At 73.4% G+C, this 26,481-nt stretch carries 19 protein-coding genes; 11 read left to right on the forward strand and 8 right to left on the reverse strand.

Annotation, left to right across the window (positions count from 1 at the left end):
- Window positions 1-60 precede the first annotated feature (60 nt).
- Both OG823_RS16505 and OG823_RS16510 read left to right on the forward strand, forming a co-directional pair.
- Window positions 61-435 carry a phage holin family protein gene (locus OG823_RS16505; protein WP_371480322.1) on the forward strand — a complete coding sequence of 125 codons (375 nt, stop codon included), beginning with the start codon at window positions 61-63 and terminating at the stop codon, window positions 433-435.
- A 378-nt stretch (window positions 436-813) separates the two neighbouring features.
- Window positions 814-3,906, forward strand: coding sequence for a protease pro-enzyme activation domain-containing protein (locus tag OG823_RS16510; RefSeq protein WP_371480323.1), 3,093 nt, complete (start codon window positions 814-816; stop codon window positions 3,904-3,906).
- Between the two features lie 128 nt (window positions 3,907-4,034).
- On the opposite strand, the gene OG823_RS16515 is transcribed toward OG823_RS16510, so the two are convergent.
- Window positions 4,035-4,466, reverse strand: a complete 432-nt coding sequence (locus tag OG823_RS16515) for an SsgA family sporulation/cell division regulator (RefSeq protein WP_371480325.1) — start codon at window positions 4,464-4,466, stop codon at window positions 4,035-4,037.
- Between the two features lie 358 nt (window positions 4,467-4,824).
- Entirely contained in the window at window positions 4,825-5,646 is an 822-nt protein-coding gene (locus tag OG823_RS16520) for an IclR family transcriptional regulator (RefSeq protein ID WP_371480326.1), read from the reverse strand.
- Window positions 5,647-5,977: 331 nt separating this feature from the next.
- Between OG823_RS16520 and OG823_RS16525 the strand changes: the two genes are divergently transcribed.
- On the forward strand, window positions 5,978-6,529 hold the full coding sequence (locus OG823_RS16525; protein WP_371480327.1) for an NUDIX domain-containing protein: 552 nt from the start codon (window positions 5,978-5,980) through the stop codon (window positions 6,527-6,529).
- A 40-nt stretch (window positions 6,530-6,569) separates the two neighbouring features.
- Here the strand turns inward: OG823_RS16525 and OG823_RS16530 are convergent, their stop codons facing one another.
- From OG823_RS16530 to pdhA, 4 genes are all read right to left on the reverse strand, one after another.
- The gene (locus OG823_RS16530) at window positions 6,570-8,201 is read right to left on the reverse strand and encodes a globin domain-containing protein (RefSeq protein ID WP_371480329.1); all 1,632 of its coding nucleotides are present in this window, start codon (window positions 8,199-8,201) and stop codon (window positions 6,570-6,572) included.
- A gap of 222 nt (window positions 8,202-8,423) precedes the next feature.
- Entirely contained in the window at window positions 8,424-9,758 is a 1,335-nt protein-coding gene (locus OG823_RS16535; RefSeq protein WP_371484508.1) for a dihydrolipoamide acetyltransferase family protein, read from the reverse strand.
- Window positions 9,758-10,762: an alpha-ketoacid dehydrogenase subunit beta gene (locus OG823_RS16540; protein WP_371480331.1), complete on the reverse strand. Its 1,005-nt coding sequence runs from the start codon at window positions 10,760-10,762 to the stop codon at window positions 9,758-9,760. The genes OG823_RS16535 and OG823_RS16540 overlap by 1 nt, the downstream gene beginning before the upstream one ends.
- Window positions 10,762-11,913, reverse strand: a complete 1,152-nt coding sequence (gene pdhA / locus OG823_RS16545) for a pyruvate dehydrogenase (acetyl-transferring) E1 component subunit alpha (RefSeq protein WP_371480332.1) — start codon at window positions 11,911-11,913, stop codon at window positions 10,762-10,764. The genes OG823_RS16540 and pdhA overlap by 1 nt, the downstream gene beginning before the upstream one ends.
- A gap of 212 nt (window positions 11,914-12,125) precedes the next feature.
- Here pdhA and OG823_RS16550 point away from each other — a divergent pair, with 212 nt between their 5' ends.
- On the forward strand, window positions 12,126-12,608 hold the full coding sequence (locus tag OG823_RS16550; RefSeq protein ID WP_371480333.1) for an Lrp/AsnC family transcriptional regulator: 483 nt from the start codon (window positions 12,126-12,128) through the stop codon (window positions 12,606-12,608).
- A gap of 269 nt (window positions 12,609-12,877) precedes the next feature.
- Here OG823_RS16550 and OG823_RS16555 read toward each other — a convergent pair whose 3' ends face one another.
- On the reverse strand, window positions 12,878-13,468 hold the full coding sequence (locus OG823_RS16555) for a TetR/AcrR family transcriptional regulator (RefSeq protein ID WP_371480334.1): 591 nt from the start codon (window positions 13,466-13,468) through the stop codon (window positions 12,878-12,880).
- 265 nt (window positions 13,469-13,733) lie between these two features.
- Between OG823_RS16555 and OG823_RS16560 the strand changes: the two genes are divergently transcribed.
- From OG823_RS16560 to paaN, 3 genes are all read left to right on the forward strand, one after another.
- The gene (locus OG823_RS16560; RefSeq protein ID WP_371480335.1) at window positions 13,734-14,198 is read left to right on the forward strand and encodes a GtrA family protein; all 465 of its coding nucleotides are present in this window, start codon (window positions 13,734-13,736) and stop codon (window positions 14,196-14,198) included.
- A 96-nt stretch (window positions 14,199-14,294) separates the two neighbouring features.
- Window positions 14,295-15,560 carry a glycosyltransferase family 39 protein gene (locus OG823_RS16565; RefSeq protein ID WP_371480336.1) on the forward strand — a complete coding sequence of 422 codons (1,266 nt, stop codon included), beginning with the start codon at window positions 14,295-14,297 and terminating at the stop codon, window positions 15,558-15,560.
- Between the two features lie 163 nt (window positions 15,561-15,723).
- Complete coding sequence (gene paaN / locus OG823_RS16570) at window positions 15,724-17,424, forward strand: phenylacetic acid degradation protein PaaN (protein ID WP_371480337.1); 1,701 nt, start codon at window positions 15,724-15,726, stop codon at window positions 17,422-17,424.
- 12 nt (window positions 17,425-17,436) lie between these two features.
- Here paaN and OG823_RS16575 read toward each other — a convergent pair whose 3' ends face one another.
- The gene (locus OG823_RS16575) at window positions 17,437-18,714 is read right to left on the reverse strand and encodes a glycosyltransferase (protein ID WP_371480338.1); all 1,278 of its coding nucleotides are present in this window, start codon (window positions 18,712-18,714) and stop codon (window positions 17,437-17,439) included.
- Between the two features lie 101 nt (window positions 18,715-18,815).
- Between OG823_RS16575 and OG823_RS16580 the strand changes: the two genes are divergently transcribed.
- The 4 genes from OG823_RS16580 to OG823_RS16595 all read left to right on the forward strand — a co-directional run bounded on the left by OG823_RS16580 (window position 18,816) and on the right by OG823_RS16595 (window position 26,392).
- Window positions 18,816-20,396, forward strand: coding sequence for an FAD-dependent monooxygenase (locus OG823_RS16580; RefSeq protein WP_371480339.1), 1,581 nt, complete (start codon window positions 18,816-18,818; stop codon window positions 20,394-20,396).
- A 575-nt stretch (window positions 20,397-20,971) separates the two neighbouring features.
- Window positions 20,972-23,377, forward strand: a complete 2,406-nt coding sequence (locus OG823_RS16585; protein WP_371480340.1) for a protease pro-enzyme activation domain-containing protein — start codon at window positions 20,972-20,974, stop codon at window positions 23,375-23,377.
- Between the two features lie 257 nt (window positions 23,378-23,634).
- Window positions 23,635-24,810: a hypothetical protein gene (locus OG823_RS16590; protein ID WP_371480341.1), complete on the forward strand. Its 1,176-nt coding sequence runs from the start codon at window positions 23,635-23,637 to the stop codon at window positions 24,808-24,810.
- A gap of 268 nt (window positions 24,811-25,078) precedes the next feature.
- Entirely contained in the window at window positions 25,079-26,392 is a 1,314-nt protein-coding gene (locus OG823_RS16595; protein WP_371480342.1) for a peptidoglycan-binding protein, read from the forward strand.
- The last annotated feature ends 89 nt before the right edge of the window (window positions 26,393-26,481 follow it).

A 26,481-nucleotide genomic window follows, 5' to 3' on the forward strand; every position in this document is an offset into this window, starting at 1 on the left:
CAACAACAACTTGTCCGCGCGGAGCTTCCCCCCACCCGAACGGCCTGCGACCATCGCGCCATGAAGGGTTTCGTCATCAAGACACTTATCAACGCGGCCGCCATCTGGGTGGCCGCCTGGATCGTCACCGGCATCACCCTGACGGGGAGCGACTGGGGGCACAAAACCCTCACGGTGATCGCGGTCGCCCTGATCTTCGGGGTGGTCAACTGGCTGATCAAGCCGCTGGTGAAGCTGCTCTCGCTGCCGCTGTTCATCCTGACCCTGGGCCTGATCACCTTCGTGATCAACGCGCTGATGCTGTGGCTGACCTCGTGGGCCTCCGACAAGCTCGACCTGGACTTCCACGTGGAAGGCTTCTGGGCCGCCCTGTTCGGAGCCCTGATCATCAGCCTGGTCTCCTGGGGCCTCAGCCTGGCCCTCGACGACGACTGACCCGTCCCCTTCCCACGCCCGTTCCCGCGCCCGCCCGGTCCTCCGGGCGGGCGCGCGGTCGTACAGGGCGCGGTCGTACGGGCGCGGAGTGCCGGCGTCCGGACGCGACCGGGCGCGGACCGGGCGCGGTCCCGCAGGTCGATATCCCCTTTCCGGAGTCCGGAGCGCGACTGATATAACGACCCTCGGTGATTCCACCGCCGGGGGTGGGGGAGTTGGGGGGATTCGGGCCGTTCGGTACGCACGGCCATCCACAGCACGTCCGCGCGGACCGGGATTCCCCGCCGTCCTCGTCCGGAGCGATTCCTCCCGGCCGTCGGAGTCACCACGGAGGCTGCGTTCGCAGCACTCACTCTCGTACGTCTCAGGAGAATGTGGATGGCCCATCCCACGGATCCGCCCAGCGGATTCCGAATAGCCGGTGCCCGCGGGCCCCGAGCCCGCCGGCAGCCGTCGCCGAGGCGTCTGCTCACCGGATCGGCGACGGCCGCGCTGGTGGCCGCACTGCTCGTCCCCGGTACGGCGTTCGCCGACAGCGCGTCACCGGCCCCGGCGCCGCAGCGGGTCGGCAAGGCCCCGACCGCACCGGCCGGCGCCGTCGTCGCGGCCGCGCCGACGGACGACACCGTGCTCCAGCTCGGCGTCACGCTGTCGCCGCGTGACCCGGGCGCCCTGCAGAGCTTCGTCGGCGCGGTGTCCACCCCCGGCTCGGCGCAGTATCACCAGTACCTGAAGACCGGGGAGTTCGGGCAGCGCTTCGGCGCCGACCCGGCCACCCTGGAGAAGGCGGCCAAGGCGCTCACCGACCTCGGCCTGCACCCCGGCGCGGTCGGCGCCGACGGCCTCACCATCCCGGTCACCACGACCGTGGCCGAGGCCGAGCGCGCGTTCAGCACCGACATCACCGGCTACCGGCTGGCCGACGGCCGGAGCGCGTACGCCAACGCCACGGCGCCCGAGCTGCCCGGCAGCATCGCGGGCTCGGTCACCGGCGTGGTGGGCCTGAACACCCTGGCCAAGGTCCGCAGCAACCACGCCCTGCCGGACGGCGCCGCCGCCGCCCCCAAGGCCGTCACGCCGCAGGCCACCGGCGGCGCCGGGGTGGCACCCCGGGCCGGCACCACCGCGGCCCCGCAGCTGTGCCAGTGGGTCCAGGACTGGCAGCAGCAGCAGTTCGGCCGGGCGGACTACCGGGACTACTACAGCAGTTCCGCGCTGGCCTCCGTCTACGGCCTGCCGTTCGTCGACGGCGGCTCGAACACCACCGTGGCGATCTTCGAGCTGGAGGACTACTCCGACGCCGCCGTCGCGGCCTACCAGCAGTGCTACGGCACCAGCACCTCGGTCTCGCGGGTCAGGGTCGACGGCGGCCCGACCCACGCACCGGACCTCTCCGACTACGGCATCGAGTCCGCACTCGACATCGAGACCGTCCTCGGCCTCGTCCCGAACGCGAACATCCTGGTCTACCAGGGCCCCGACGCGCAGAACGCCACCAAGACCAACATCCTCGACGTCTACCGCGCGATCGTGAACGACAACCGCGCGCAGGTGGTGTCCACCAGCTGGGGACTCTGCGAGGCGGACTCCGACCCCGCGATGACGGCGACCGAGAACCTGATCTTCCAGCAGGCGGCCGCACAGGGCCAGACCATGGTGGCGGCCTCGGGTGACAGCGGCTCGACCGGCTGCTACCACCAGAACGGACCGCTCGACACCCGGCTGAGCACCGACGACCCGGCGAGCCAGCCGTACGTCACCGCCGTCGGTGGCACCTCGATGACGGGTCACTCCTACGACCTGGTCCAGTCGGCGTGGAACCGCGGCGGCGCGACCGGCGGCGGCGCCTCCGCCACCTGGGCCCTCGACAAGGCCACCGGCTACCAGGCCGGTACCACCGGCCAGGGGTACAGCGACAGCCGCTGCTCCGCGGCCACCGGCACCGCCTGCCGGCAGGTCCCGGACGTGTCCGCGCTCGCGGACGGGTCCAACGGCTACCTGATCGCGGTCGGCGTCGACGCCCAGGGTCTCCAGTACTGGGGCCGGATCGCCGGCACCAGCGGGGCGGCCCCGGTGTGGGCCGCCATCGCCGCCCACGCCGACTCCTCCCTGCAGTGCGCGGCGGACGGCCCGGTGGGCTTCCTCAACCCCGCGCTCTACAAGGCCAAGGGCAGCAACGCGTTCACCGACGTCACCACCGGGAACAACGTGCTGGCCGCCTCCGGCTACATCGGCGGCCTCTACCAGGCCACCGCCGGCTACGACCTGGCCACCGGCCTGGGCACCCCGAACGCGGGCACCCTGACCGACGTCCTGTGCGCCGCACCGCCGCAGAGCCCGGCCGGCACCTTCAAGGCCGTCGCGCCCAGCCGCCTGCTGGACACCCGGGACGGCGGCGGGCAGACCGCGGGCAGCCCCGTCGGCGCCTACCAGACCCTCTCCCTGAAGATCGCCGGCCGGCCCGGCATCCCGACGGACGGCCTGACCGGCGTCGTGCTGAACGTGACCGTCACCCAGCCCCGGGCGGACGGCCACCTGACCGTCTACCCCTCCGGCAAGGCGCAGCCGGGCACGTCCAACATCAACTGGGTGAAGGGGACGACCATCCCCAACCTGGTGACCGTGCCGGTCGGCGCCGACGGCACCGTGAAGCTGTACAACGGCAGCTGGGACGCCGCCCACCTGATCGCCGACGTGTCCGGGTTCTACTCCAGCACGGCCACGGACGGGTCGACCTTCACGGCCACCGGTCCGACCCGCATCCTGGACACCCGGCAGAGCGGCGGCCAGACCGGCGGCCGGCCCGCCGGCGCCTACCAGGAGATCCCGCTGGCGATCGCCGGCCGCCCGGGCCTGCCCGCGCAGGGCATCACCGCGGCCGTGCTCAACGTGACCGTGACCGGCACCCAGTCGGACGGCCACCTGACCGCCTATCCCTCCGGCGGGGCCCGCACCAGCACGTCCAACCTCAACTGGACGACCGGCCAGACCATCGCCAACCAGGTGATCGTCCCGGTCGGGCCGGACGGCAAGGTCATCCTGCTCAACGACACCTGGACGAGCTCGCACGTGATCGCCGACCTCTTCGGCTACTTCACGGCGGACACGACGGGCGCGAAGTTCCACACCACGGTGCCGCACCGGCTGATGGACACCCGTACCGGCACCGGCACCTACCAGGGCCCGTTCGAGGACCACACCATCCGCACGCTCCCGCTGGACTTCGGCGGGCTGCTGTCGCAGTCCAAGGCCGTGGTGCTCAACATCACCGTGACCGACACGTACGACGACGGCCACCTGGAGGTGTACCCGTACAACGGGACCACCACGGCCTCGGCGCTCAACTGGAGCAAGGGCCAGACCATCGCCAACCACGTCACGATTCCGGTCGGCGGCTCCGGCGCGATCGAGATCTACAACGCGAGCCTGCGGGCCCACGTCATCGTCGACGTGCTCGGCTACTACAGCTGACGTCGCCGTGAGGTGAGTGCCGGCCGACCGGCGGCACCGGGAGGGGTCCTGCACCGAAGGTGTGCGGGGCCCCTTCGCCGTTCCCGGCGGCGCCCCCGGCCACTCCCGCGGACCCGCCGCGGAGCGGGTCAGCCGGCGTTGTTCTCGCACCCCCGGCTGAGGATGTCGGCGAGCTGCTCGTCGAGTTCGCCGCCGGTGAGCTCCTCGCCCATCGGCACCAGCCGGTCGGTCCGGGTGAGGAACGCGATCAGCGGCGGCGCCGAGGCACGCAGCAGCGCGTCGCCCTCGGGCGAGTGCAGCACGATGCAGACGTCGGAGAGCTCCTGCGCGCCGATGGGGTGGATGTGCACATCACCCTCGCCCGTCGGGCGGCTGATCCCGTCGAGCAGCAGCTCGCGGGCGAAGACCCAGGTCACCGGTTCGTCGCCGGGCAGATGGAACGTGAAGCGGACCGCGAACGGGTCGTCGGGGTCGTACTCGAGATCGACCACGATGCGGAAGGAGAGCTCGTTCGAGACCACGAGGTTCATGACCACGTGGCCCTGGACTGTGCTGTGCATGCGCCAGTACCTCTCGTTCTGCCCGGCTGTGCGTGCTGATGGTCCACCGATGGCCGGAAACTGCGGTTTGCTGTGTACATACGGTGATGCCCCGAGTGGGCGCTCCCCGCCGGAGCGGATGCCCCGCCCCGGGATCGCCCGGGAGCGTGCGGCTGCCGACTCCGAGAAGTCCTGCCAATTCTGTTGTTTTCGCCCCGATCCCCCGTTCAAACCTCATCGTCCACGTTTGGGGAGGTAGTGGACAAGGTGTGCTTTTTCAAATGGTGAACGAGCACGAACCGCCCGGTCCCACGCCGCAGCAGCCCCGGTGACCCCCCATGCCCCAGGAGCCCCGGCGGCGAGGCGCCCGTGGCGCCGGTCAGAGTGCGAAGGACGGCGACATCGCGCCAACCTTCTGCCGCAGCTGTTCGGCGGTGGCCCGCAGCCGTCCCGCCTGCTCCAGCGGGAGCGAGAGCGCCATGGTGGCCACCACCGATCCCACCGTGATCGGCACGGCCGCGCACACCGTGCCCAGTGCGTACTGCTGGCACTCCAGCACCGGTACGGCCGGCCGCACCGTCGACAGCAGCCGCAGCACGGCGGCCGGACCGGCGACCGTCGAGGGGGTGAGCCCGGTGGGCGGGTGGCGGTCGAGGTGATCGCGCCTGGCCTCCTCGGAGAGCTGGCCGAGCAGGCACTGGCCGATCGCGTGCGCGTGCGCGGTGGCCCGCAGATCGGCCCAGATCTCGACCGACGGCTGGTTGGCCCCGGCGGCGACGTCCACCACCCGCACCTCGCCCTCCTCGTAGACCGCTAGGTAGACGGCGGCGCCCAGCTCGTCCCGCAACTGCTCCATCCGGGCCCGCAGATCGGTGCGGCCCGACTGCGCCTCGTCCGCCCGGCTGATGCCCTCGACCGAGTCGCCGTAGAAGAACCTGCCGTCGGCCCGGCGCAGATACCCCTCGTGGGTCAGGGTGCGCAGGAGGTGGTACGTGGTACCGAGCGGCAGCCCCGCGGCCCGGGCGAGCTGTTTGGCGGTGGCTCCCTGCAGGAACTCCCCGACCGCTTCGAGCAGGCGCAGCGCGCGCTGCACGGAGGCGATCAGCGTGGGCTGCCCGTCCTTCCTCGGCGACGCCTTCGCCGGAGACCGGGGCACCCTGCCCAGCCGGACGGTTTCCGACGGCTCCGCGATCTGATCCATGGCCACACCCAGCCCCCAGCCCCGAAGTTCATTGCACAGGAAGGCATACGGAGTGGGCCGCTCCGTTTCGCCCGACAGTGGCTCATTGCAGCACAGGCGGCGCCCTGCCGCAATTACTCTCGTGCGTAGCACCGGCCAAAAACCTTCGAATAGTAGATCTGATAGGCGAATTGCCAAGGAAATGCCAGCGGGTTGCAATGATTGCCGAAGTATCCAAGATCCACTGCATCTTGCTCCCTCTGCCCGAACGGACGCACCCGGGCCGGGCAGCGTTTCGGCCGCCCCGAGGCGCGGCAGACTCCCGCACAACGCTCCAGCCCCGGAGGTGGCCATGGCCAACCCGCCGCGTCCCGTCGTCAAACGCACCGCACGGGCGATCCTGCTGGAACTCGATCCGGACACGCCGCACGGCCCGGCCTCGATCGTCCTGATCAAACGCACCAGGCCGGGCAGCCGCCCGTACTGGATCACGCCCGGCGGCGGCGTGGAGCCCGAGGACCGCACCGTGGTGGAGGCCCTGCACCGCGAGGTGGACGAGGAACTCGGCGGCAAGGTCGTCGACGTCGTCCCGGCCTTCGTCGACACCATCGCGCACACCGTCCCCCACTCCCCGGGTGGCCGGACCCCGGCGGAGCAGGACGCCCTGCTCCACCCGCACGGGGTGAAGGTGCAGCACTTCTTCGCCTGCCGGCTGGCCTCGATGGACCCGTCGCTGCGGCACGGACCGGAGGTCGACGAGCCGCAGGGGGAGTACGAGATCGTCCGGCTGCCCTTCACCCGCGAGGGCGTCACCTCGGTCAACGTGGTGCCGCCCAGCCTGCGCGCGTACCTGGCCGCCAACATCGAGGGCGTCCGGGCCCTGCTCGCCCCCGACCTCGGCTGAGAGGCGGGCCGCCCGGGGGCCGGGTCCACGGCGGCGCCCGCTATCCGGCCGCCAGGTCGCCGACCAGGTCGTGCCGGATCCGCTCCGGCGCCACCCCGGCCCGCAGCAGCACGCCGACCCCGCGCCGCACCATGGCCGGCGGGCCGCTGAGGTACGCCTCGCGGCCCGACCAGGGGCCGAACCTGGCCACCACCTCGGGCAGCTCCCCCGGCAGCGCCCCGCCCGGCCCGGGACCCCCGGTGGCGGGATCGGCCGAGAACGCCCCCGGCCCGGACAGCACCGGCCGCACGGTGAGCCAGGGGTTGCGCTCGGCGAGCCGCCGCAGCACCTCCAGCCCGTACAGCTCCGCGCTCTGCCGTGCCCCGTAGAACACCTCGACCGAGCGCCCGGCCGCGCCGTGCTCGACCACCTCCTCGACCAGTGCGCAGACCGGCGCGATGCCGGTGCCGCCGCCCAGGCAGAGCAGGTCGGCCCCCGAACCGTGGTCCACCACCATCGCCCCGGCGGCCGGCCCGAGCCGGAGCACGTCGCCGGGCGCGGCCCGGTGCACCAGGGCGTTGCTGACCCAGCCGGCCTGGACGGCCTTCACGTGGAAGGACAGCAGGCCGTCCGGCCGGGGCGCGCAGGCGAACGAGAAGTGCCGCCAGACCCGCGGCCACCAGGGCGTCTCCAGCGTCGTGTACTGCCCGGCGCGGTACGGGTAGGCCGCGTCCGGACGGACGGTGACCACGGCGACGTCCGGGGTCACCCGCCGGTGCGCCACCACCTCGGCCTGCCACCAGGGCGGCGCGACCTTCGCGGCGTCCTCGGCGGCGTCGGTCATGACGGTGGAGATCAGCCGGTAGGCGCGCCGCCAGGCCAGCTCCGTCCCGCCGTCCCAGCGGCTGCCGGCGTACCTGGCCAGCGCCGCCACCAGGCACTCGCCCACCGGGCCGTAGTGGGCGGCCAGCGTGCCGTACTTGCGGTGCCCCCGGCCCAGTGCGCCCAGGTACTCGGTCAGCGCGGCCGGGTCGTCCGCGCCGCGGGCCGCCTGGAGCAGCGCCCGGAACAGCCGGTCGCGCTGCACGTCCATGGCCGCCGGGAAGAGCGACCTGATCTCGGGGTGGTGCAGGAAGAGCAGGGCGTAGAAGTGCGCGGTGGCACGGTCCGCGACCGGCTCGACCACCGCCAGACTGGCCCGGATCAGCGCGATGTCGTGGGCGGTCGGCGGCAGCTCGGCCCCGGCGGGCCCCGGCCCGGGGGCGGCCGCCTCGGCGGCGGGCGGCAGCGCCGGACGGGAGCCGGCCGACGGCTGGTCCGTCCACGCCCGGCTCCAGCGGTCGCCCGGTCCGGCCCAGTTGAGGCCGGGGGCATCGGTGAACAGCGGCGGCACGACCGGCGGCGGCCCGGCCTGCGACCCGGGGGCGACGGGGGGCGGGAACGACGGCGCGACGGCCGGGGCCGGGATCGACGGCGCGACGGTCGGCATGGCCGGGATCACCGGCGCGGGCGCGGGCCGCACCGGCTGCGCCGGGGCCGGGGGAGCGGGCTCGGCCACCGGCCCGGGCTCCGGCCCGGACCCGGCGGCCGGGGCGGGGGCCGCCTCCGCCCCCGCCGCGGGCAGCCCCGGCACGGCCGTGGCAGCCGCCGACCCGTGTCCGGCGCGGACCAGGAGCGCACTGCGTGACTTCACCGCAACTTGACGAGTACTCAAGAGAATCGTTTCGCCTCCGGCCGTCCCTGCAACCACCTGGCTTGTCCCTACCGAAGCCTTCGGTAGCGTGGCACGGGCGAACAGCTGATCCGACGAATCACGCGAAGACCGGACATCCGGCCCCCGCGCGCGCTACGCTCCCCCGATCCATGCCCGTCGCCTTGCGTGGCCGGTCCACCACGCAAGGCGACGGTCTGCGGCTCAGAGCCGGCGCAGCAGCATGCCCGGCTGCTCGACGCAGTCCGCGACGAACCGCAGGAACCCGCCCGCCGTACCGCCGTCGCAGACCCGGTGGTCGAAGGTGAACGACAACTGGGTCACCTGCCGCACCGCCAGCGCGCCCTCGTGGACCCACGGTTTGGCGATGATCCGGCCGACGCCGAGCATGGCCGCCTCGGGGTGGTTGAGCAGCGGGGTGGAGCCGTCCACGCCGAAGACGCCGTAGTTGTTGAGGGTGAACGTGCCGCCGGTCAGCTCGGCGGGGGTGAGCGTCCCGGCGCGGGCCGCCCCGGTCAGCCTGGCCAGCTCCGCGCCGAGGCCGCCGGTGCTCAGCAGGTGCGCGTCCCGTACCACCGGGACGACCAGACCCCGCTCGCTCTGCGCCGCGAAGCCCAGGTGCACGGCGCCGTGCCGTCGCAGCCCGGTCGGCGCGCCGCGGTCGTCGGCCACCACGCTCGCGTTCAGCTCCGGATGGGCGGCCAGCGCCGCCGTGCAGATCCGGGCGAGCAGCGCCAGCAGACCGATCCTCGGCCCGTCGGTGCGGTTCAACTGATCACGCAGGGCGAGCAGTTCGGTCGCGTCCGCGTCCACCCAGCAGGTGGCGGCGGGGATCTCCCGGTGACTGAGGGTCAGCTTGTCGGCGATCGTCCGGCGCAGGCCGCGCAGCGGCACCACGTCCTCCTGCGGGCCGGCGGGCGCCGCGGCTGCGGCCGCGACCGCCCGGTCCACGTCGGCGCGCAGGATCAGCCCGTCCGGCCCGCTGCCGCGCAGGGCGGCCAGGTCGATCCCGTGCTCCCGGGCGGAGCGCCGCACCAGCGGCGAGATCACCGCGACCACCGCCGGTGCGCAGGCCGGAGCGGCCGGCGGGGCAGGCTCGACGGGAGCGGGAGCGGGGGCCGAGACCGGGGCAGGAGCAGGGGCGGTGAGGGCGACGGGCGGCACGCCGGCGGGGCGGACCCGGCCGCGCCGGGCACCCCTGCCGGTCTCCGACGTCCCGTACCCGACCAGGACGTTGCCCGAGCCCTCGGCCGCGACGGCGCCCCCGGCCCCGAGGGCTCCGCCGGACGCCGGCGGGGACACCGCGACGGTGACCAGCGCGGCGCCGACCGGCACCTCCTGACCCGGCTCGCCGTACCGCGCGGTGACCACCCCGCCGTACGGGCAGGGCACCTCGACGACGGCCTTGGCGGTCTCCACCTCGACCACCGGCTGATCGACCGCGATCACGTCGCCGACCTCGACCATCCATCGCACCACCTCGGCCCCGGTGAGCCCCTCACCGAGGTCGGGCAGGGTGAACTCGCGTACGACGGGCATCATCCTCGGTCCTCCCACTGGAGCCGGGCGACCGCGTCCAGGATCCGGTCGACCCCGGGCAGATGGTGGTGCTCCAGCATCGGCGGCGGGTAGGGGATGTCCAGACCGGTGACCCGCAGCACCGGGGCGGCCAGGTGGTGGAAGCAGCGCTCGGTGACCCGGGCGGCGATCTCCGCGCCGGTGCCGCCGAAGCCGCTCGCCTCGTGCACGACGACGGCCCGGCCGAGCGAGCGCACCACCCGGCAGACCGTCTCGTCGTCGAACGGCACCAGGGAACGCAGGTCCAGCACCGCCAGGTCCCAGCCCTCGGCGGCGGCCGCCTCGGCCGCCTCCAGGCAGACCGGCAGCGAGGGGCCGTAGGTGATCAGGACGGCGGAGGTGCCGGTGCGCCGCAGCACGGCCCGCCCGATCGGCTCGACCGGGGCGACCGGGTCGAACTCGGCCCTGCCCCAGTAGAGCCGCTTGGGCTCCAGGAAGATCACCGGGTCGTCCGAGGCGATCGAGGCCCTCAGCAGTCCGTACGCGTCGGCGACGGTGGCGGGCGCGACCACGTGCAGCCCGGGGGTGTGGGTGTAGTAAGCCTCGGAGGAGTCGCTGTGGTGCTCGACCCCGCCGATCCCGCCGCCGTACGGGATCCGGACGGTGATCGGCAGGGGCAGCCGGCCGACCGTGCGGTTGCGCATCTTGGCGACGTGCGAGACGAGCTGCTCCATCGCCGGGTACGCGAAGGCGTCGAACTGCATCTCCACGACCGGGCGCAGCCCGTACATCGCCATCCCGACGGCGGTGCCCAGGATGCCCGCCTCCGCCAGCGGGGTGTCCAGGCAGCGGTCGGGGCCGAACTCGGCGGTCAGGCCGTCGGTGATCCGGAAGACGCCGCCGAGCGGGCCGACGTCCTCGCCGAGCACGTGGACGGAGCGGTCCTCGCGCATGGCGTCGCGCAGTGCGGCGTTCAGGGCCTGGGCCATGGTGGAACCGGCCCTGGCGGGTGCGACGGCGCTCATCACTGCCGCACCCCGGCCTCGGCGGCCCGCTCGGCGGCCAGTTCGGCGGCCAGCTGGGCGGCCTGCTCGCGCAGCTGCGGCGTCGGTTCGGCGTAGACGTGCGCGAACAGCGACATCGGGTCGAGCTCGGCGTCGGTGTGGAACTCGGCCCGCATCCTGGCGGCCAGCGCCTCGGCCTCCTCGGCCGCCTGCCGCACCAGTTCGTCGTCGAGCAGACCGGCAGCGCGCAGGTGACGCTCCATCAGCAGGACGGGATCGTGCTCCCGCCAGGCGGTGACCTCCTCGTCCTCCCGGTAGCGGGTGGCGTCGTCGGCGTTGGTGTGCGCCTCCAGACGGTAGGTGAGTGCCTCCACCAGGGTCGGGCCACCGCCGGCCCGGGCCCGCTCCACGGCCTCGGTGAGCACCGCGTGCACGGCGGGCGCGTCGTTGCCGTCCACCAGCCTGCCGGGCATGCCGTAGCCGACGGCCTTGTGGGCCAGGCTGGGCGCGGCGGACTGCCGGGTGAGCGGCACCGAGATCGCGTAGCCGTTGTTCTGCACCAGGAAGACCACCGGGGCCTGCAGCACCGCGGCGAAGTTCAGCGCCTCGTGGAAGTCGCCCTCACTGGTCCCCCCGTCGCCGAGCAGCGCCAGCGCGACCACCGGATCGCCGGCGAGCCGGGCGGCGTGGGCCAGCCCGACCGCGTGCGGGGCCTGGGTGGCCAGCGGGGTGCAGAGCGGCGCGGTGCGCACGGCTCGCGGGTCGTAGCCGGTGTGCGCGTTGCCGCGCAGCAGGGTGAGCGCCTCCAGCGGGTCGACGCCCCGGGAGACCACGGCGAGGGTGTCGCGGTAGCTGGGGAAGAGCCAGTCCCCCGCGCCCAGCGCCATCGCGGCGGCGACCTGACAGGCCTCCTGGCCGGTGGAGGCCGGATAGACCGCCAACCGGCCCTGCTTGGTCAGGACGGTCGCCTGCTGGTTGTAGCGGCGCCCGACGACCAGGCGCCGGTACAGCTCGCGCAGCACCGCCGGATCGTACTTCTCCAGCGCCGGGGTGCCGAGCACCCGTACGGGGGAGGCGTCCGGGAGCAGCGGCGCGGGGTCGGTGCGCGGGGCGGTGGCCCCGGGCAGCCAGCCCGGCACGGACGTGTGGTGTCTGTGATCGAGAACGGTCATCTCGGGCACCTCCAAGGGGTGGGGGAGGAGGCTGCGGTGGCAGCGGGTGGTGCCGTGCACGAGGAGCTGCGACCGGGTCGGCGACGCCCTCCTCCCTACCGATTGTTCGGTTGTCTGTTCATTCTGACCACAGTTGCGCCGAGGTGGTGGACAATCGGCCGCGACGGCGGTCGACTGGAAGCCGTGCGTCCATAGTCGAGGGGTGGGGGGCCATGTCCGCTGAACAGACGTCCAGAGGCAGGGAGCCGGGCCCCGAGCTGGACCGGGTGGACCGGGCCATCCTGCGACTGCTCCAGCAGGACGGCCGCGCCTCGGTGCGCTCGGTCGCGGAGCGGGTGCACGTCTCCCGGGCGAACGCCTACGCGCGGATCTCCAGAATGACGGAGACGGGCGTCATCCGCGGCTTCACCGCCCGGGTGGACCACGAGCGGGCCGGCCAGGGCGCGTCCGCGTACATCACCCTGAAGATCGTCCAGAACTCCTGGCGAGCCGTACGCGAACAGCTCGTGGACCTCCCGGGCGTCGCGCACATGGCACTGGTCGGCGGTGAGTTCGACGTGCTCCTGCTGGTGCACACCGCGGACAACCGGGCGCTGCGGGAGCTGGTGCTCGGGCGGATCCAGTCGATTCCGCAGGTGCTGGCGACCCAGACGCTGATCGTGTTCGAGGAGACGGACCAGGTGCCGCCTCTTTGATTGGTGCGCCCGCTCGCCTCCGGGCCGCTCTCGTCCGGTGCCGCCTCTTTGATTGGGGCGCCCGCTCGCCTCCGGGGCGCTCTCGTCCGGTGCCGACGCCTTGATTGGGGCGCCCGCTCGCCTCCGGGGCGCTCTCGTCCGGTGCCGACGGTCGTCGCTCCCGCGCTCCTTCGTCGCTTCCTCGCTCTCTCCCTTTCGGCACCGGCGCGCCCCTTCGGCTCGGGGCACGCTGTGTGGGGGGCCGGGGGCCGGGGGCCCGGGGGTCCGGGTCAGGTGAGGGGGGTGCGCAGGCCGTCGAAGGCGAGCCGGACCACGGCGTCCGCGACGCTGTCGGCGGACTTGCCGTCCGGCCGGTACCACTCCACGATCGAGTTGATCATGCCGAAGAGCAGCCGGGTGGCGAGTCGCGGCTCGACGTCCGAGCGCAGGGCGCCGTCGGCCACGGCGGCCCGGAGGAGTTCGGCGACCTGGTGGTCGAAGTCCCGGCGGCGCTCCAGGGCCCACTGCTCGGTGGCGGTGTTGCCGCGCACCCTGAGCAGCAGGGTGACGTACGGGAGCTCCGTCAGCAGGACCTCGGCCGTGCGCCGCACCACGTGCTCCAGCCGCAGGACGGCCGGGCCCCCGGTCGCGGCGGGCTCGGCCAGGATGCCGAAGAGGCCGTCCAGGGCCCGCCCGACGGCGAGGCGCAGCAGTTCCTCCTTGCCGCGCACGTGGTGGTAGATGGACGACTTGGAGATCCCGGCGGCCCGGGAGAGGTCCTCCATCGAGGTGCCGTCGTAACCCCGCTCGTTGAACACGTCGACGGTCACCGCGAGCAGCGACTCCACGGTGTAGGCGGTGCGGGTGATGTGATCGGCCATCCTCCGAGTATCCCCGGCGGCCGTGCGCCCGGTCAGGCCGGGGGGAGTTGGGCGCCGCGCGGCCGGAAGGCACCCACCCCCGCCGGCCCGGACCGGCGGGGGTGCGCGATCGTCCGATCGGCGCAACCGGACCCCGGTGGGGCGTCCACGCCCGTACCGTAGACTGCGGCGATTCCGCTCGGGCGGTTCGCGGTCCGAGGACACCTCGAAACGGTGCGGGCCGATCAGCAGATCCGCCCCCTCGAACCCGGGAATCCCGCAGCCGATGCCCTCCGACTCCGTGCACACCGCCGCCGCTCCGGAGCCGGCCGCGCCCTCGTCCGGAACGCGCCGGGCCCGCCGCCAGCTGCCGGTCTTCGCGGTCGTCGGCGCCGTGTGCACCGTCGCCTACCTGGGGCTCTACGCCGCGCTGCAGCCCGTCACCGGCCCGCAGACCGCCAACCTGATCGCCCTGCTGGTCACCGCCGTCGGCAACACCGCCGCGAACCGCCGCTTCACCTTCCAGGTCCGGGGCAGCCGGGGGGCGGCCCGGCACCAGTTGCAGGGGCTGGTGGTCTTCCTGGCGGGGCTGGCGCTGAGCAGCGGCGCGCTGGCCCTGGTCCACCTCACCGATCCGCACGCGTCCTCCCTGGTGGAGATCGGCGCACTGGTGGCGGCCAACGTGGCGGCCACCCTGCTGCGCTTCGTCCTGCTGCGGCTGTGGGTGTTCAAGGAGGCCGTGCCGGGCTGAGGCGTCGGCCCGCCGGTGCCGGAACCTGCCTGAACCGGTCTGGACCGGTGCCCTAGAATCGGCGCACTATCGTCCTCGGCAGCAGGGTGGGGTCCAGTGAGCGCGACACCGGCAGTCACCGCCGACGTGCCCGAGCAGCGCAGTGGTGGGACACCGGACGCGGCGGACGGCCGGCGCGAGCGCGCCCGCCGGCTGGCCCTCCGCTACGGTCCCGCCGTCTGGTGCTACACGGTCCTGAAACTGGTCGGCTTCACCGTCTTCATGCGGATGCTCCAGTTCTCCGGCGAGTACCTCAAGAAGGACCCCCGCTTCGGCGGCGGCGCCCAGCCCTGGGACGTGCTGGCCTCCTGGGACGGCTGGTGGTACCAGCAGGTCGCCCAGTTCGGCTACCACCCGCAGCTGATCCCGGTGCCCGGCGCCACCAGCGGCTTCATGATCGAGCAGAACTCGTCCGCGTTCTTCCCGCTCTACCCGGGCCTGATGCGGCTGGTGTCCGACGTCACCGGCCTCGGGCTGTACGGCGGCGGGATGCTGGTGTCGGTGATCGCCTCGCTGTTCGCCGCCGCGGGAATCTTCGCGGTCGCCGAGCGGCTGGCCGGCACCCGGGCTGGCGTCATCGCGGCCGGCCTGTGGGCCGTCATCCCGGGCTCCGGCGCCGAGTGGGCGATCTACTCGGACTCGACCTTCGTCGCGCTGGCCGCCTGGTCCTGCTACTTCGTGATGACCCGGCGGTGGATCGCGGCCGGTGTGGTCACCCTGGTCGCCGGGCTCAACCGGCCCACCGCGGCGGCGCTGATCGCCGCCGTGGGCCTGGCCGCGCTCATCGACCTCCACCGCCGGGAGAGCGGCGTGCTGCGCCCGGTGGCCGCGATGCTGCTCGCCCCGCTGGGCCTGCTCGGCTACGTCGGCTGGGTGGGATGGCGGATGGGCGACTACGGGGGCTACTTCAAGCTCCAGCGCGAGGCCTGGCTGCACTACTTCGACTACGGCCTGACCACCTGGCACGCGATGCGCGGGGTGATGCTGGGGCGCTACGACTACCCCTTCGCCTACCCCGTCCCGGACATGCTGGCCGTACTGATCGTGCTGGCACTGCCGATCCTGATCGTGCTGATGCTGCGACTGCGGCCGCCGGTGGTGCTGATCGTGTACACCCTGGTCACGCTCGTCACCGTGCTCGGCAGCGCGCAGATCTTCGGCAACGTGTCCCGCTACCTGCTCCCGGTCTTCCCGCTGTTCGTCCCGCTCGCCATCGCACTGCGCAAGCTGAGCTGGCCGGTGCTGGCCACCGTGCTCGGCTCCGCGGCGATCGCCTCCGGCTGGTTCGCCGGCTACATCCTCTTCGAACTGGGCGTGCCGTAACCCCTGCCCCACCACTGTGCTCCCCGGCGGGTGTCCTCCGGGGGAGCACACCCGTGCCCGGCCGCGCCCGCCGCGCCACGGCGGGCCCGGCACGGGGTCTTGCCCCGACCGATCGTTCGGTTACCCTGAGCTGTGTCCCGCCCGCCCCTGTGAGGAGCGCACCATGGCTGCTGCGACCCCCGACCACTCGGTCTCCGTACTGATCGAACGCCACCAGGACACCCTCGACCGCGCCCTGGCCGCGATCACGAGCCGCGACTACTGGTCGCCGTACCCCGAGTTCCCCAAGGCGTACGGCGAGAGCGGCGCCGCCGACGGCGGCGCCGCGTTCGAGGCCCTGCGGGGCGCCCCGTTCGCGCTCGACGGGCACCCCGGCGACGGCGACCTGGTGGGCGGCGAGAGCTCCCCGTACGGCATCGAGCTCGGCATCGGCTACCCGCACGCCGAGCCGGACGCCCTGATCGCTGCGCTGCAGTCGGCCCGGCCCGGCTGGGCGGCGGCCGGTCCGGCCGCACGGGCCGCGGTCTGCCTGGAGATCCTGGCCCGGATCAACGCCCGCTCCCACGAGTTCGCGCACGCGGTGATGCACACCACCGGCCAGGCGTACGGCATGGCCTTCCAGGCGGGCGGCCCGCACGCCCAGGACCGCGGACTGGAGGCCGTCGCGTACGCCTACGCCGAGCAGACCAGGCTCCCGTTGCGGGCGAACTGGACCAAGCCGCAGGGCAAGCGGGAGCCGCTGGAGATGACCAAGGAGTTCGCCGTCGTCCCGCGCGGCGTCGCTCTGCTGATCGGCTGCAACACCTTCCCCACCTGGAACGGCTACCCCGGGCTGTTCGCCTCGCTGGCCACCGGCAACCCGGTGCTGGTGAAGCCGCATCCGCGCGCCGTCCTGCCGCTGGCGCTGACCGTGCGGATCGCCCGGGAGGTGCTGGCCGACGCCGGTTTCGAGCCCGACCTGGTCTGTCTGGCCGCCGAGCACGAGGGCTCGACCGTCGCCCAGCAGCTGGCGGTGCGCCCGGAGGTGAAGCTGATCGACTACACCGGCTCCACCGCCTTCGGCGACTGGCTGGAGGACAACGCCCGGCAGGCCCAGGTCTACACCGAGAAGGCCGGCGTCAACACCGTCGTCATCGACTCCACCGACGACTACCGGGGCATGCTGGCCAACCTGGCCTTCTCCCTCTCGCTCTACAGCGGCCAGATGTGCACCACCCCGCAGAACCTATTGATCCCGCGCACCGGCGTCCCGACCGACCAGGGCGAGAAGTCGTACGACGAGGTGGTCGCCGACCTCGCGGCCGCCATCGAGGGACTGCTCGGCGACGACGCCCGGGCCGCCGCCGTGCTCGGCGCCGTGGTGAACCCCGGGGTGCTCCAGCGCACCGTGCAGGCCGCCGGCGGTGAGTTCGGCGAACTCGCCCTCGCGCCGCGGGTGGTGACGTCCCCCGAGTTCCCGGGCGCGACCGTCCGCACGCCCGCCCTGGTCAAGGCGGACGCCGACAAGCCGGACGACCGGGCGGCCTTCCTGGCGGAGTGCTTCGGCCCGGTGTCCTTCGCCGTCGCCGTCGAGAACACCGGGGCCGCCGTGGAGCTGCTGCGCCGCACCGTCCGGGAGCAGGGCGCCATGACGGCGGCCGCCTACACCGTCTCGGAGGAGGTCGAGGCCGCCCTGGTCGAGGCCGCGCTGGACGCCGGCGTCTCGCTGTCGCTCAACCTCACCGGCGGGGTCTACGCCAACCAGACCGCCGCCTTCTCCGACCTGCACGGCACCGGCGCCAACCCGGCCGCGAACTCGGCGTACTGCGACGCGGCCTTCGTCGCGAACCGCTTCCGTACGGTCGAGGTGCGCCGCCACCGCTGAGCCCGACGGTCCTCAGCCCCGGGCGCCCCGCCCGGGGCTGAAGACCCACACCCGCAGCAGCACGAAGCGCACCAGCGTCGCCAACGCGTTCGCCGCCACCAGCGTGACCAGCTCCGCACCGTGCCGGGCGTCCGGCTGGAGGAGCCCCAGCAGGGCGATCGCGCCGCTGCTCAGGCCCAGGCCGATCAGGAACGCGATCCCGCCCTCCACCTGGTGCTTGAGCGCGTCCCTGCTGCCCGTCACGCCGAAGGTGAACCGCCGGTTGAGCGCGGTGTTGGCCACCGCCGTCAGGCCGAGCGCCAGCGCGTTGGCGAGCAGCGCCGGCATCGCCTGGCGCATCATCAGGTAGAGCAGCACGTAGGCCAGCGTGGAGAGCGTGCCGACCACCGCGAAGCTCGCCAGCTGCCAGCCCAGGCCCGGCGCCAGGCGCGCCTGGCCGACCCTCGGCGGGACGGGCAGCCGGGTCGCGCCCCAGAGCGAGCGGCGGGCCACCCTCGCCATGCCCTTCAGGTCGTCCAGCACCGTACGGACGATGTCCACCCGGCTGTCCGGGTCGTCCACCCAGTCCACCGGCACCTCGTGGATCCGCAGGCCCGAGCGCTCGGCCAGCAGCAGCAACTCGGTGTCGAAGAACCAGGCGTTGTCCTCCACCTCGGCCAGCATCCGCTGCACCACGTCGGTGCGGGCCGCCTTGAAGCCGCACTGCGCGTCCGAGAACTTCGCCGCCATGGTCGCCCGCAGCAGCACGTTGTAGGTCCGGGAGATGAACTCGCGCTTGGGGCCGCGTACCACGGCCGAGCCGCGGTGCAGCCGGCTGCCGATCGCCAGGTCGCTGTGCCCCGACAGCAGCGGCGCGACCAGCGGCAGGAACGCCTCCAGACCGGTGGAGAGGTCGACGTCCATGTACGCCACCACGTCCGCGTCGCTGTCACCCCAGACCTGCCGCAGCGCCCGGCCGCGGCCCTTCAGGTCCAGGTGCACCGCCCGGACCTGGTCGATCTCCGCCGCCAGCGCCGTGGCGACGGCCCAGGTGCCGTCGATGCTGGCGTTGTCGGCCACGGTGATCCGGTAGTCGTAGGGGAAGGTCTCGTCGAGGTAGGCGTGCAGGCGGCGCACGCACTGCTCCAGCACGTGCTCCTCGTTGTAGACCGGGACGACCACCTCGACCAGCCTGGTCCTGACCCGCGAGGGCCCGACGGCGCCCCCGGCGCCCCGGCCCCCACCGGGCGGGACGTCGGCGGAGAGCGGGCCGGGCGCGCGGACGGTCTCGGAAGCTGCGGACTGAGTCATGAGTGGGAGATTCACAGGTCTCGATGGGCCCGCGATGATGGGAGCCTGAGAGCGTGCTGAGAAGTCGCTCCCACCCTCGTCCGATCATCGGGAGATGACATATGACCGAGAAGCAGCTCAGCTCCGATGTCCTGATCGTCGGCGCCGGACCCACCGGCCTCCTGCTGGCCGGCGACCTGGCCACGGCCGGGGTCCGGGTGACGGTGCTGGAGAAGCGCGGCAGCGAGTCCAATCTGACCCGGGCGTTCGCCGTGCACGCCCGGACCCTTGAGCAGCTCGACGCCCGGGGCCTGGCCGACGACCTGATCGCCACCGGCGCCCCGCTCTCCTCGCTGCGCCTCTTCGGCCGCCTGCGGATCGAGCTCGGCGACCTGCCGACCCGCTTCCCGTTCGTCCTCATCACCCCGCAGTCCAACACCGAACGACTGCTTCAGGAGCGGGCGTTGAAGGCCGGTGCGACGATCCTGCGCGGTGTCGAGGTGACCGGGCTGCGGCAGGACGCCGAGGAGGTCCGGATCGAGACGCTCACCCACTCCCCGGGCGGGGACACCCCCACGGCCGGTGCCACCGTCGTCCACCGGGCCCGCTACGCGGTCGGCACCGACGGCGTCCACAGCACCGTCCGCGACCTGCTCGGCATTCCGTTCCCCGGCGAGTCCGTGGTCAACTCCCTGCTGCTGGCGGACGTCCGGCTGGAACGCACTCCCGCGGAGGTGCTCACCGTCGGCGCGACCGAGGAGGGCTTCGCCTTCCTCGCGCCGTTCGGCGACGGCTGGTACCGGGTGATCGCCTGGGACCGCGCCCGGCAGCTGCCCGACACCGCGCCGGTCACCCTCGCCGAGATCGCGGACATCGCCCGCCGCGCGCTCGGCGAGGACTACGGCCTGCACGACGCCCGCTGGACCTCCCGCTTCCACAGCGACGAACGGCAGGCCCCGAACTACCGCTCCGGCCGGGTCTTCCTGGCCGGCGACGCGGCGCACTGCCACTCCCCGGCCGGCGGCCAGGGTATGAACACGGGCCTCCAGGACGCCGCCAACCTCTCCTGGAAGCTCGCCGCGGCCGTCCGGGGCTGGGCCCCCGACGCCCTGCTGGACAGCTACCAGGGCGAACGGCACCCGGTCGGCCGGGCCGTGCTGCGCGGCTCCGGCGCCCTCGTCAGGCTCGCGCTGGCGCGCTCCGCGCCGACCCGGGCGCTGCGCTCCGCGCTGACCGCCTTCGCCGACAACCTCGGCCCGGTCACCGCCCAGGGCGCCCGGACGGTCTCCGGCATCGGCATCCGGTACCCGGCGCCCAAGGACGCCCACCCACTGGTCGGCCGCCGCATCCCGGACCTGCGGCTCACCGGCCTGTACCCGACCGGCGAACGGCGGCCGGAGGAGCCCTCCGAGCCGGCCGGCTCCGCCGGAGCGGCGGCGGGCCGGCCGAGCAGCCCCGGCCGACTCTACGAGGCCCTGCGGGAGGGGAAGTTCGTCCTCGTCAGCAATGACGAACTGTCCGCCGCCGAGCCCTGGGCGGACCGGGTGCTGACCGCCGCGCCGGCCGACCCGCACGGCAAGCTGCGCGACACCGTCCTGCTGGTCCGCCCGGACGGCCACGCCGCCTGGGCCGCCGTCGACCCCAGCCGGGGCGAGCTGCGCGCGGCCCTGGCGCACTGGCTGGGTTCGCCCTCCGAGGACTGACCCCGGCCTTGGGGGAGCGGCCCCGCGGCCCGGCACCCGGGCGCGGGGCCCCAGGGCGGGACGGACCGCGGGCGCGGGGATCACCCCTTCACCCGCGGTCGCCGCCGCGGCCGCGGGCAGCCGGGCCGGATGCGGCCGGTAGGTGCACGAGCCGGGCCGGATGCGGCCGGTACGTGCACGGCCCGGGCCGAGTACCGCCGGATATCGTCGCCCGGCACCGTCGAGGATCTCCGGTGCCATTCCCGAGCGGATAATTTCACGGCCCTTCGACGCATATCTCCGCGAATCCCGACGGCCACTTCCGGCCATCCGCCGGACGATTGGGCCAGACCAATTTTCGATCTTCCCGACATCCCCCGCCAACTGCCGGAATGACGCCGCGAAGGTCATTCACTGTATGGACCGGCACCCATTCTGTTTCTGAATTAGCCGTCCACACTTGACTGTTCTTTAGTAATGAATTGCTTGGCCATAAGCCAATGAGCGCACGGGTTCTGGGATGTTCTAGCAAGCGTTTTCGACCCCGGAACGCGTAGTCCCTGCCGGCCCCCACATGCCGGCCAGAGGAGGAGCCCGTGCGCCCCCGCCCGCTCGCCCTTGCCGCAGCCCTCGCCGTCCTGCCGCTGACCGCGGTCTCGCTCGGAGTCACCGCCGCCCAGGCCGCGCCCACCCCTAACGCCGCCGCCTCCCGAGTCGCGCTTCCGGACACCGTCACCCCGGCGGTCGCCCGCTCCCAGAAGAAGGGCGACGTCCCGGCGGCCCAGCAGTTGTCGGTCGCCGTCAGCCTCAAGCTGCGCGACACCGCCGAGCTGGACAGCTTCCTGGCGGCCGTCGCCACCCCCGGAACGGCCGAGTACGGCAAGTACCTGACGCCGGAGCGGTTCACCGCGCTGTACGGTCCGACCCAGGCCGCCGTCGAGCAGGTGAAGAGCTACCTCAAGGCGCAGGGCCTGACCGTCGGAAGCGTCAGCGACAACCGCCAGGTGGTGAACGCGCAGGGCACCGCCGAGCAGATCGCCAAGGCCTTCGGCACCCACGAGAGCTCCTACCTCGACCCGCAGCAGCAGCGGACGTTCTTCGCGAACGACGCGGCCGCCTCGGTGCCGGCCGACCTCGCCGAGGTGGTCCAGGGCGTCTCCGGCCTGAACGACTTCACGGTGCGCACCACCCGCCTCGCCAAGCCGCAGAACGCGGCCCCGCACGCGACCCCCAGCGGCTTCGGGCCCAGCCAGTACGACGGCGCCTACAAGCTCAACGGGATCGGCGCGGACGGCACCGGTTCGACCGTCGCGCTCTGGGAGTTCGACGGCTACAAGTCGGCGAACCTCAGCACCTACGACACCCAGTACGGCCTGTCCGGCCCGGCGGTCAGCACCGTCTCGGTGGACGGCGCGAGCTACGACTCGGCGCCCGGCGGGGGCCAGGGCGAGGTCGAGCTGGACAGCGAGATCGTGCGCGGCGTCGCCCCCAAGGCCACGCAGCTGGTCTACGAGGCCCCGAACAGCGACCAGGGCGAGATCGACATGGCCGCCAAGATCGTCGCGGACAACCGGGTCTCGGTCATCTCGATCTCCTGGGGCTCCTGCGAGCCGGACACCACCGCCTCCTCGATGACGGCGGTCGACAACTCCTTCAAGCAGGCCGCCGCGCAGGGCATCTCGATCTTCTCCGCCTCGGGCGACGACGGCTCCCGCGACTGCACCCGCTCCACCAGCGGCTCGGCCGTCAAGGCCGTCGACTTCCCGGCGTCCAGCCCGCACCAGACCGGCGTCGGCGGCACCAACCTCAAGGTGTCCGGCACCAGTTACTCCTCCGAGAGCGCCTGGAGCACGGCCGGCGGCGGTGTCTCCACCGTCTTCGCCAAGCCCAGCTGGCAGACCGGCACCGGCGTCACCGGCACCATGCGCACCGTCCCGGACGTGTCGTCCAACGCCGACCCGGCCAGCGGCTTCGCGATCTACACCGCCGGCGGCTGGCAGGTCTACGGCGGCACCAGCGCCGCCGCGCCGCTGTGGTCCGGTTACGCCGCGCTGTTCAACCAGAAGGCCAAGGCGGCCGCCAAGCCCGTCCTCGGCGAGGCGAGCCCCAAGCTGTACACGGTCGCCAACAGCACCGGCTACGCCACCTCCTTCCACGACACCACCACCGGCAAGAACCAGGACTTCTCCACCAAGGCCGGCTACGACCAGGTCACCGGCTGGGGCACCCCGATAGCCGACGGCCTGAGCACCGCGCTGCTCGGCGGGACCTCGACCGGCAACACCGTGACGGTCTCCAACCCGGGCACCCGCAACACCGCCACCGGCACCGCCGTCAGCCTGCAGATCAGCGGCTCGGACAGCGCCACCGGCCAGACCCTGACCTTCAGCGCCACCGGCCTGCCCACCGGCCTGTCGATCAGCTCGACCGGCCTGATCACCGGCACCGCCACGACGGCCGGCACCTTCAACGTCACCGTGACGGCGAAGGACACCACCAACGCGACCGGCTCGGCCTCCTTCACCTGGACGGTCGGCGGCACCAGCACCTGCACCCCGGCGCAGCTGCTCGGCAACGCGGGCTTCGAGACCGGCACCGCCGCCCCCTGGACGGCCTCCTCCGGCGTCGTGGACAACAGCTCCGGCGAGGCCGCGCACGGCGGCTCCTGGAAGGCCTGGATGAACGGTTACGGCTCCGCTCACACCGACTCGGTGTCGCAGACCGTCACCATCCCGGCCGGCTGCAAGGCGACCTTCTCCTTCTGGGTCCACATCGACACCGCCGAGACCGGTTCGACCGCCTACGACAAGCTGACCGTCCAGGCGGGCTCCACCACCCTGGCCACCTACTCCAACGCCAACGCGGCCACCGGCTACGTGCAGAAGTCCTTCGACCTCTCGGCCTACGCCGGCCAGACGGTGACCCTCAAGTTCACCGGCACGGAGGACGCCTCGCTGCAGACCAGCTTCGTCGTCGACGACGCCTCGGTCGCCACCTCCTGACCCTTCCCACCTGCGCGTCCCTCACGCGGCGTCACCGCCGGGGCTGGCCTTCGAGGCCCGCCCCGGCGGTGGTGTTTCCGCAGTGTTTCAAGATCTATAACCTTTGACCTCTTTTGTCGTGACCACTGTCATACGCGCAACTGATGACGTAGCCTCTCGTCCGTGCGTAGGGTTCCCCCAGCTCGGTGACGCAGCTCCCAGCGCATACCGGCGGCGGGCCGGTCCCGCCGAACTCGCTTGGTGGGGAAGGTATCCGGATGGGCTCACAGCACCCGCAGAACGCCGCCAGGCTCCGCCTGGTCGGACAACGGTCCATCGACCAGGAGCCGGGTGCGCCGCAGCCGGCCGGTCCCGGACCGACGGACCGTCAGCCGACCGCCTCCCCGCCCTCCTCCTCACCCGCCCTCACTCCCGCGGACCGGCCCGCCGACGCCCCCCGGTCGACGGCGGCCCGCCCGCGCACCCCCGGTCCGGCCGCGGCCCCGCCGGCCGCCCCGCCGGCCTGCGCCACCGGCCGGGAGCCCGTGGCCAGGACCAACGCGGCCGGCAGCTTCGCCGAGGCCCTGAACGCCGCCGTCGAGGCGAGCGGCCTGAGCCTCGACCGGATCCGGGCCGCCCTGGCCGCCCGCGGCGTCCGGGTCAGCGTCACCACCCTCAGCTACTGGCGACGCGGCCGCAGCCAGCCCGAGCGGGCCGCCTCCCTGCACGCCGTCCACCTGCTGGAGGAGCTGCTCGGCCTCCCTCACACCGGCCTGTCCGCGCTGCTCGGCCCGCCGCGCCCGCGCGGCCGCTGGGCCGCCGCCCCCGCCGCCGGAAACCTCCGACTGGAGGACGTCTGGCCCGGTGAGCAGCAGATCTCCGACGTCTTCAGCGAGCTGGACGCGCCGCCGATCGGCGAACTGGAGCGGCTCAGCATCCACGACGCCTACTACGTGGACGCCCACCGGCGCGGCTACCTGCTGAGGATGCGCCAGGTCGTGCGGGCCACCGTCAGCGGCGTCGCCCGCTGCCTGGTCGTGCACAAGGCGGACGACGAGGCGACGGGCTGCCCGGAGATCACCTCCGTCCGGCACGGCCGGCTCGGCCGGATCCGGCGCCGCCCCGAGATCGGCCTGATCGTGGCCGAGCTGATGCTCGACCGCCCGCTCGGCCTGGGCGACAGCACCGTCTTCGAGTACGAGGTGGAGATCCCGCCCGGCGGCCCGACCACCGTCTACGGGCGGCGCTTCGCCGTCCCGGTGCGCGAGTACGTGCTCCAGGTGCACTTCGACCCGGCCGCGGTGCCGGCCCACTGCGAGCGCTACGACCGGGCTCCCGGCGAGGAGGTGGACCGGCGGCGCGAACAGCTCTGGATCGGCGCCTCGGCCAGCGCCCAGGTGCTCTCCCCGGACCAGCAGCCCGGCCAGGTCGGTATCCGCTGGGAGTGGGAGTAGCGGCACGCGGGCCCCGGCCCGGCGGTGTCACTTCGTACCGGCACCACCCTTCCCGGGAGCGGCGGACACCGCACCACGGCGGCACACCGTCAGTCACCACCCGTTCGCCGGGGCGCCGCGCTCACCCACCCGGCCCAGTCCGCCGCGCCGAACACCCGCCCGATTTGGGACTTTGGTCCCGATAACACACGGAATCGACCGGGGAAGGTCACTCCTGCCGTGCCGTCAGAGGTGACCACCGAGGACGTACCCCGGGAAAGAGGCGGAGATGACCGACCTGCTGGACTTCGACGAGGTCGAACCCGACACCGACTGCATATGCGCGGGCTGCACCGCCCGCCGCCGGGCCCGGCTGCACGCCGCGTCCGTCCGGGACGGCGGACACGCCTCCTCGCACAGCCGCCGCCGCCGCGCCGCCGTGCTGGTCGCCGCGGTGGGCACCGCGATAGGAGGCGGAGCGCTCGGCGCGGCCGCCACCCCGGCCCCGGGCGGTACCAGCAGCACCCCGGCCCCGGGCACCCCGCAGGGCGAGGTCAGCGGCCGCTTCGGCGAGAGCCCGCCGGCCGACGGCGCCGGCCGGCGCGCGCTGCAGGGCATCACCCGGGAGCAGATCATCGCCCGCGCCCAGGGCTGGGTGGACCAGAAGGTGCCGTACAGCATGAGCACCTACTGGACGGACGGCTACCGCCAGGACTGCTCCGGCTACGTCTCGATGGCCTGGGGCCTGGACAGCAGCCAGACCACCTGGACCCTGCCGGATCTCGCCGACCGGATCACCAAGGACGAGCTCCAGCCGGGCGACGTACTCATCTACAACAACGCCGCGAACCCGCAGGCCGGCTCACACGTCACGATCTTCGGCGGCTGGACCGACTCCACGCGCACCGGCTACCTGGCGTACGAACAGACCTCCCCCGCCACCACCCGGCGGACCACCCCGTACGCCTACTGGAGCAACTCCGCCTCCTACCTCCCCTACCGCTACCGGGCGCTGTCGCCCGCGGGCGGCGGCGCCAGCAGCGACGGCGCCGGCCAGAGCACGGCCTTCCCCGGCGCCGACAAGTTCGCACCCGGCCGGTCCAACGCCTACGTCACCGAGCTCGGCCGGATGCTCGTCCGGCGCGGCGCCGGCCGGTTCTACACCGAGGGCCCCGGCCCGGACTGGGGCGAGGCGGACCGCCGGGCCACCGAGGCGTTCCAGCTCGCCCAGGGCTGGACCGGCGCGGAGGCGGACGGCTACCCCGGGCGGGACACCTGGGACCACCTGGTCAACGGCACGGGCCGGAACATCGACGGCGGCTCGCCCCCGCCGCCCACCACCACCCCGCCGCCCGCGAGCGGTGTGCCGCCCTTCCCGGGCGCGGCGAGCTTCGCGCCGGGGATGTCCAACAGCCATGTGCAGCTGCTCGGCGAGCAGCTGGTGCGCAAGGGCTTCGGCCGCTACTACACCCAGGGGCCCGGCCCGGTCTGGACCGAGAGCGACCGGCTCAACGTGCAGGCCTTCCAGCTCTCGCTGGGCCTGCGCGGCAGCGAGGCGGACGGCTACCCCGGCCCGGACACCTGGCGCCGGCTCTTCGGCTGACGCCGGGCGGCGCGCGCCCGGACGAACGCACGCCGCCCGGCACCCGCCTCCCGGCGCCCGGCGCCCGGCTGGCCCGTCGGCCCCGAGGA

This window comes from Kitasatospora sp. NBC_00315 (assembly GCF_041435095.1).
Taxonomy (GTDB): Bacteria; Actinomycetota; Actinomycetes; order Streptomycetales; family Streptomycetaceae; genus Kitasatospora.

Excerpts from the sequence above, each read along its gene's own strand:
- OG823_RS16555 (WP_371480334.1), bottom strand. The coding sequence starts at position 13,468 with ATGGCCGATCACATCACCCGCACCGCCTACACCGTGGAGTCGCTGCTC.
- OG823_RS16535 (WP_371484508.1), bottom strand. The coding sequence starts at position 9,758 with ATGCCCGTCGTACGCGAGTTCACCCTGCCCGACCTCGGTGAGGGGCTC.
- OG823_RS16560 (WP_371480335.1), top strand. The coding sequence starts at position 13,734 with ATGCCCTCCGACTCCGTGCACACCGCCGCCGCTCCGGAGCCGGCCGCG.
- OG823_RS16575 (WP_371480338.1), bottom strand. The coding sequence starts at position 18,714 with ATGACTCAGTCCGCAGCTTCCGAGACCGTCCGCGCGCCCGGCCCGCTC.
- OG823_RS16540 (WP_371480331.1), bottom strand. The coding sequence starts at position 10,762 with ATGAGCGCCGTCGCACCCGCCAGGGCCGGTTCCACCATGGCCCAGGCC.
- OG823_RS16515 (WP_371480325.1), bottom strand. The coding sequence starts at position 4,466 with ATGCACAGCACAGTCCAGGGCCACGTGGTCATGAACCTCGTGGTCTCG.
- OG823_RS16525 (WP_371480327.1), top strand. The coding sequence starts at position 5,978 with ATGGCCAACCCGCCGCGTCCCGTCGTCAAACGCACCGCACGGGCGATC.
- OG823_RS16510 (WP_371480323.1), top strand. The coding sequence starts at position 814 with ATGGCCCATCCCACGGATCCGCCCAGCGGATTCCGAATAGCCGGTGCC.
- OG823_RS16590 (WP_371480341.1), top strand. The coding sequence starts at position 23,635 with ATGGGCTCACAGCACCCGCAGAACGCCGCCAGGCTCCGCCTGGTCGGA.
- pdhA (WP_371480332.1), bottom strand. The coding sequence starts at position 11,913 with ATGACCGTTCTCGATCACAGACACCACACGTCCGTGCCGGGCTGGCTG.
- OG823_RS16550 (WP_371480333.1), top strand. The coding sequence starts at position 12,126 with ATGTCCGCTGAACAGACGTCCAGAGGCAGGGAGCCGGGCCCCGAGCTG.
- paaN (WP_371480337.1), top strand. The coding sequence starts at position 15,724 with ATGGCTGCTGCGACCCCCGACCACTCGGTCTCCGTACTGATCGAACGC.
- OG823_RS16520 (WP_371480326.1), bottom strand. The coding sequence starts at position 5,646 with ATGGATCAGATCGCGGAGCCGTCGGAAACCGTCCGGCTGGGCAGGGTG.
- OG823_RS16580 (WP_371480339.1), top strand. The coding sequence starts at position 18,816 with ATGACCGAGAAGCAGCTCAGCTCCGATGTCCTGATCGTCGGCGCCGGA.
- OG823_RS16595 (WP_371480342.1), top strand. The coding sequence starts at position 25,079 with ATGACCGACCTGCTGGACTTCGACGAGGTCGAACCCGACACCGACTGC.
- OG823_RS16505 (WP_371480322.1), top strand. The coding sequence starts at position 61 with ATGAAGGGTTTCGTCATCAAGACACTTATCAACGCGGCCGCCATCTGG.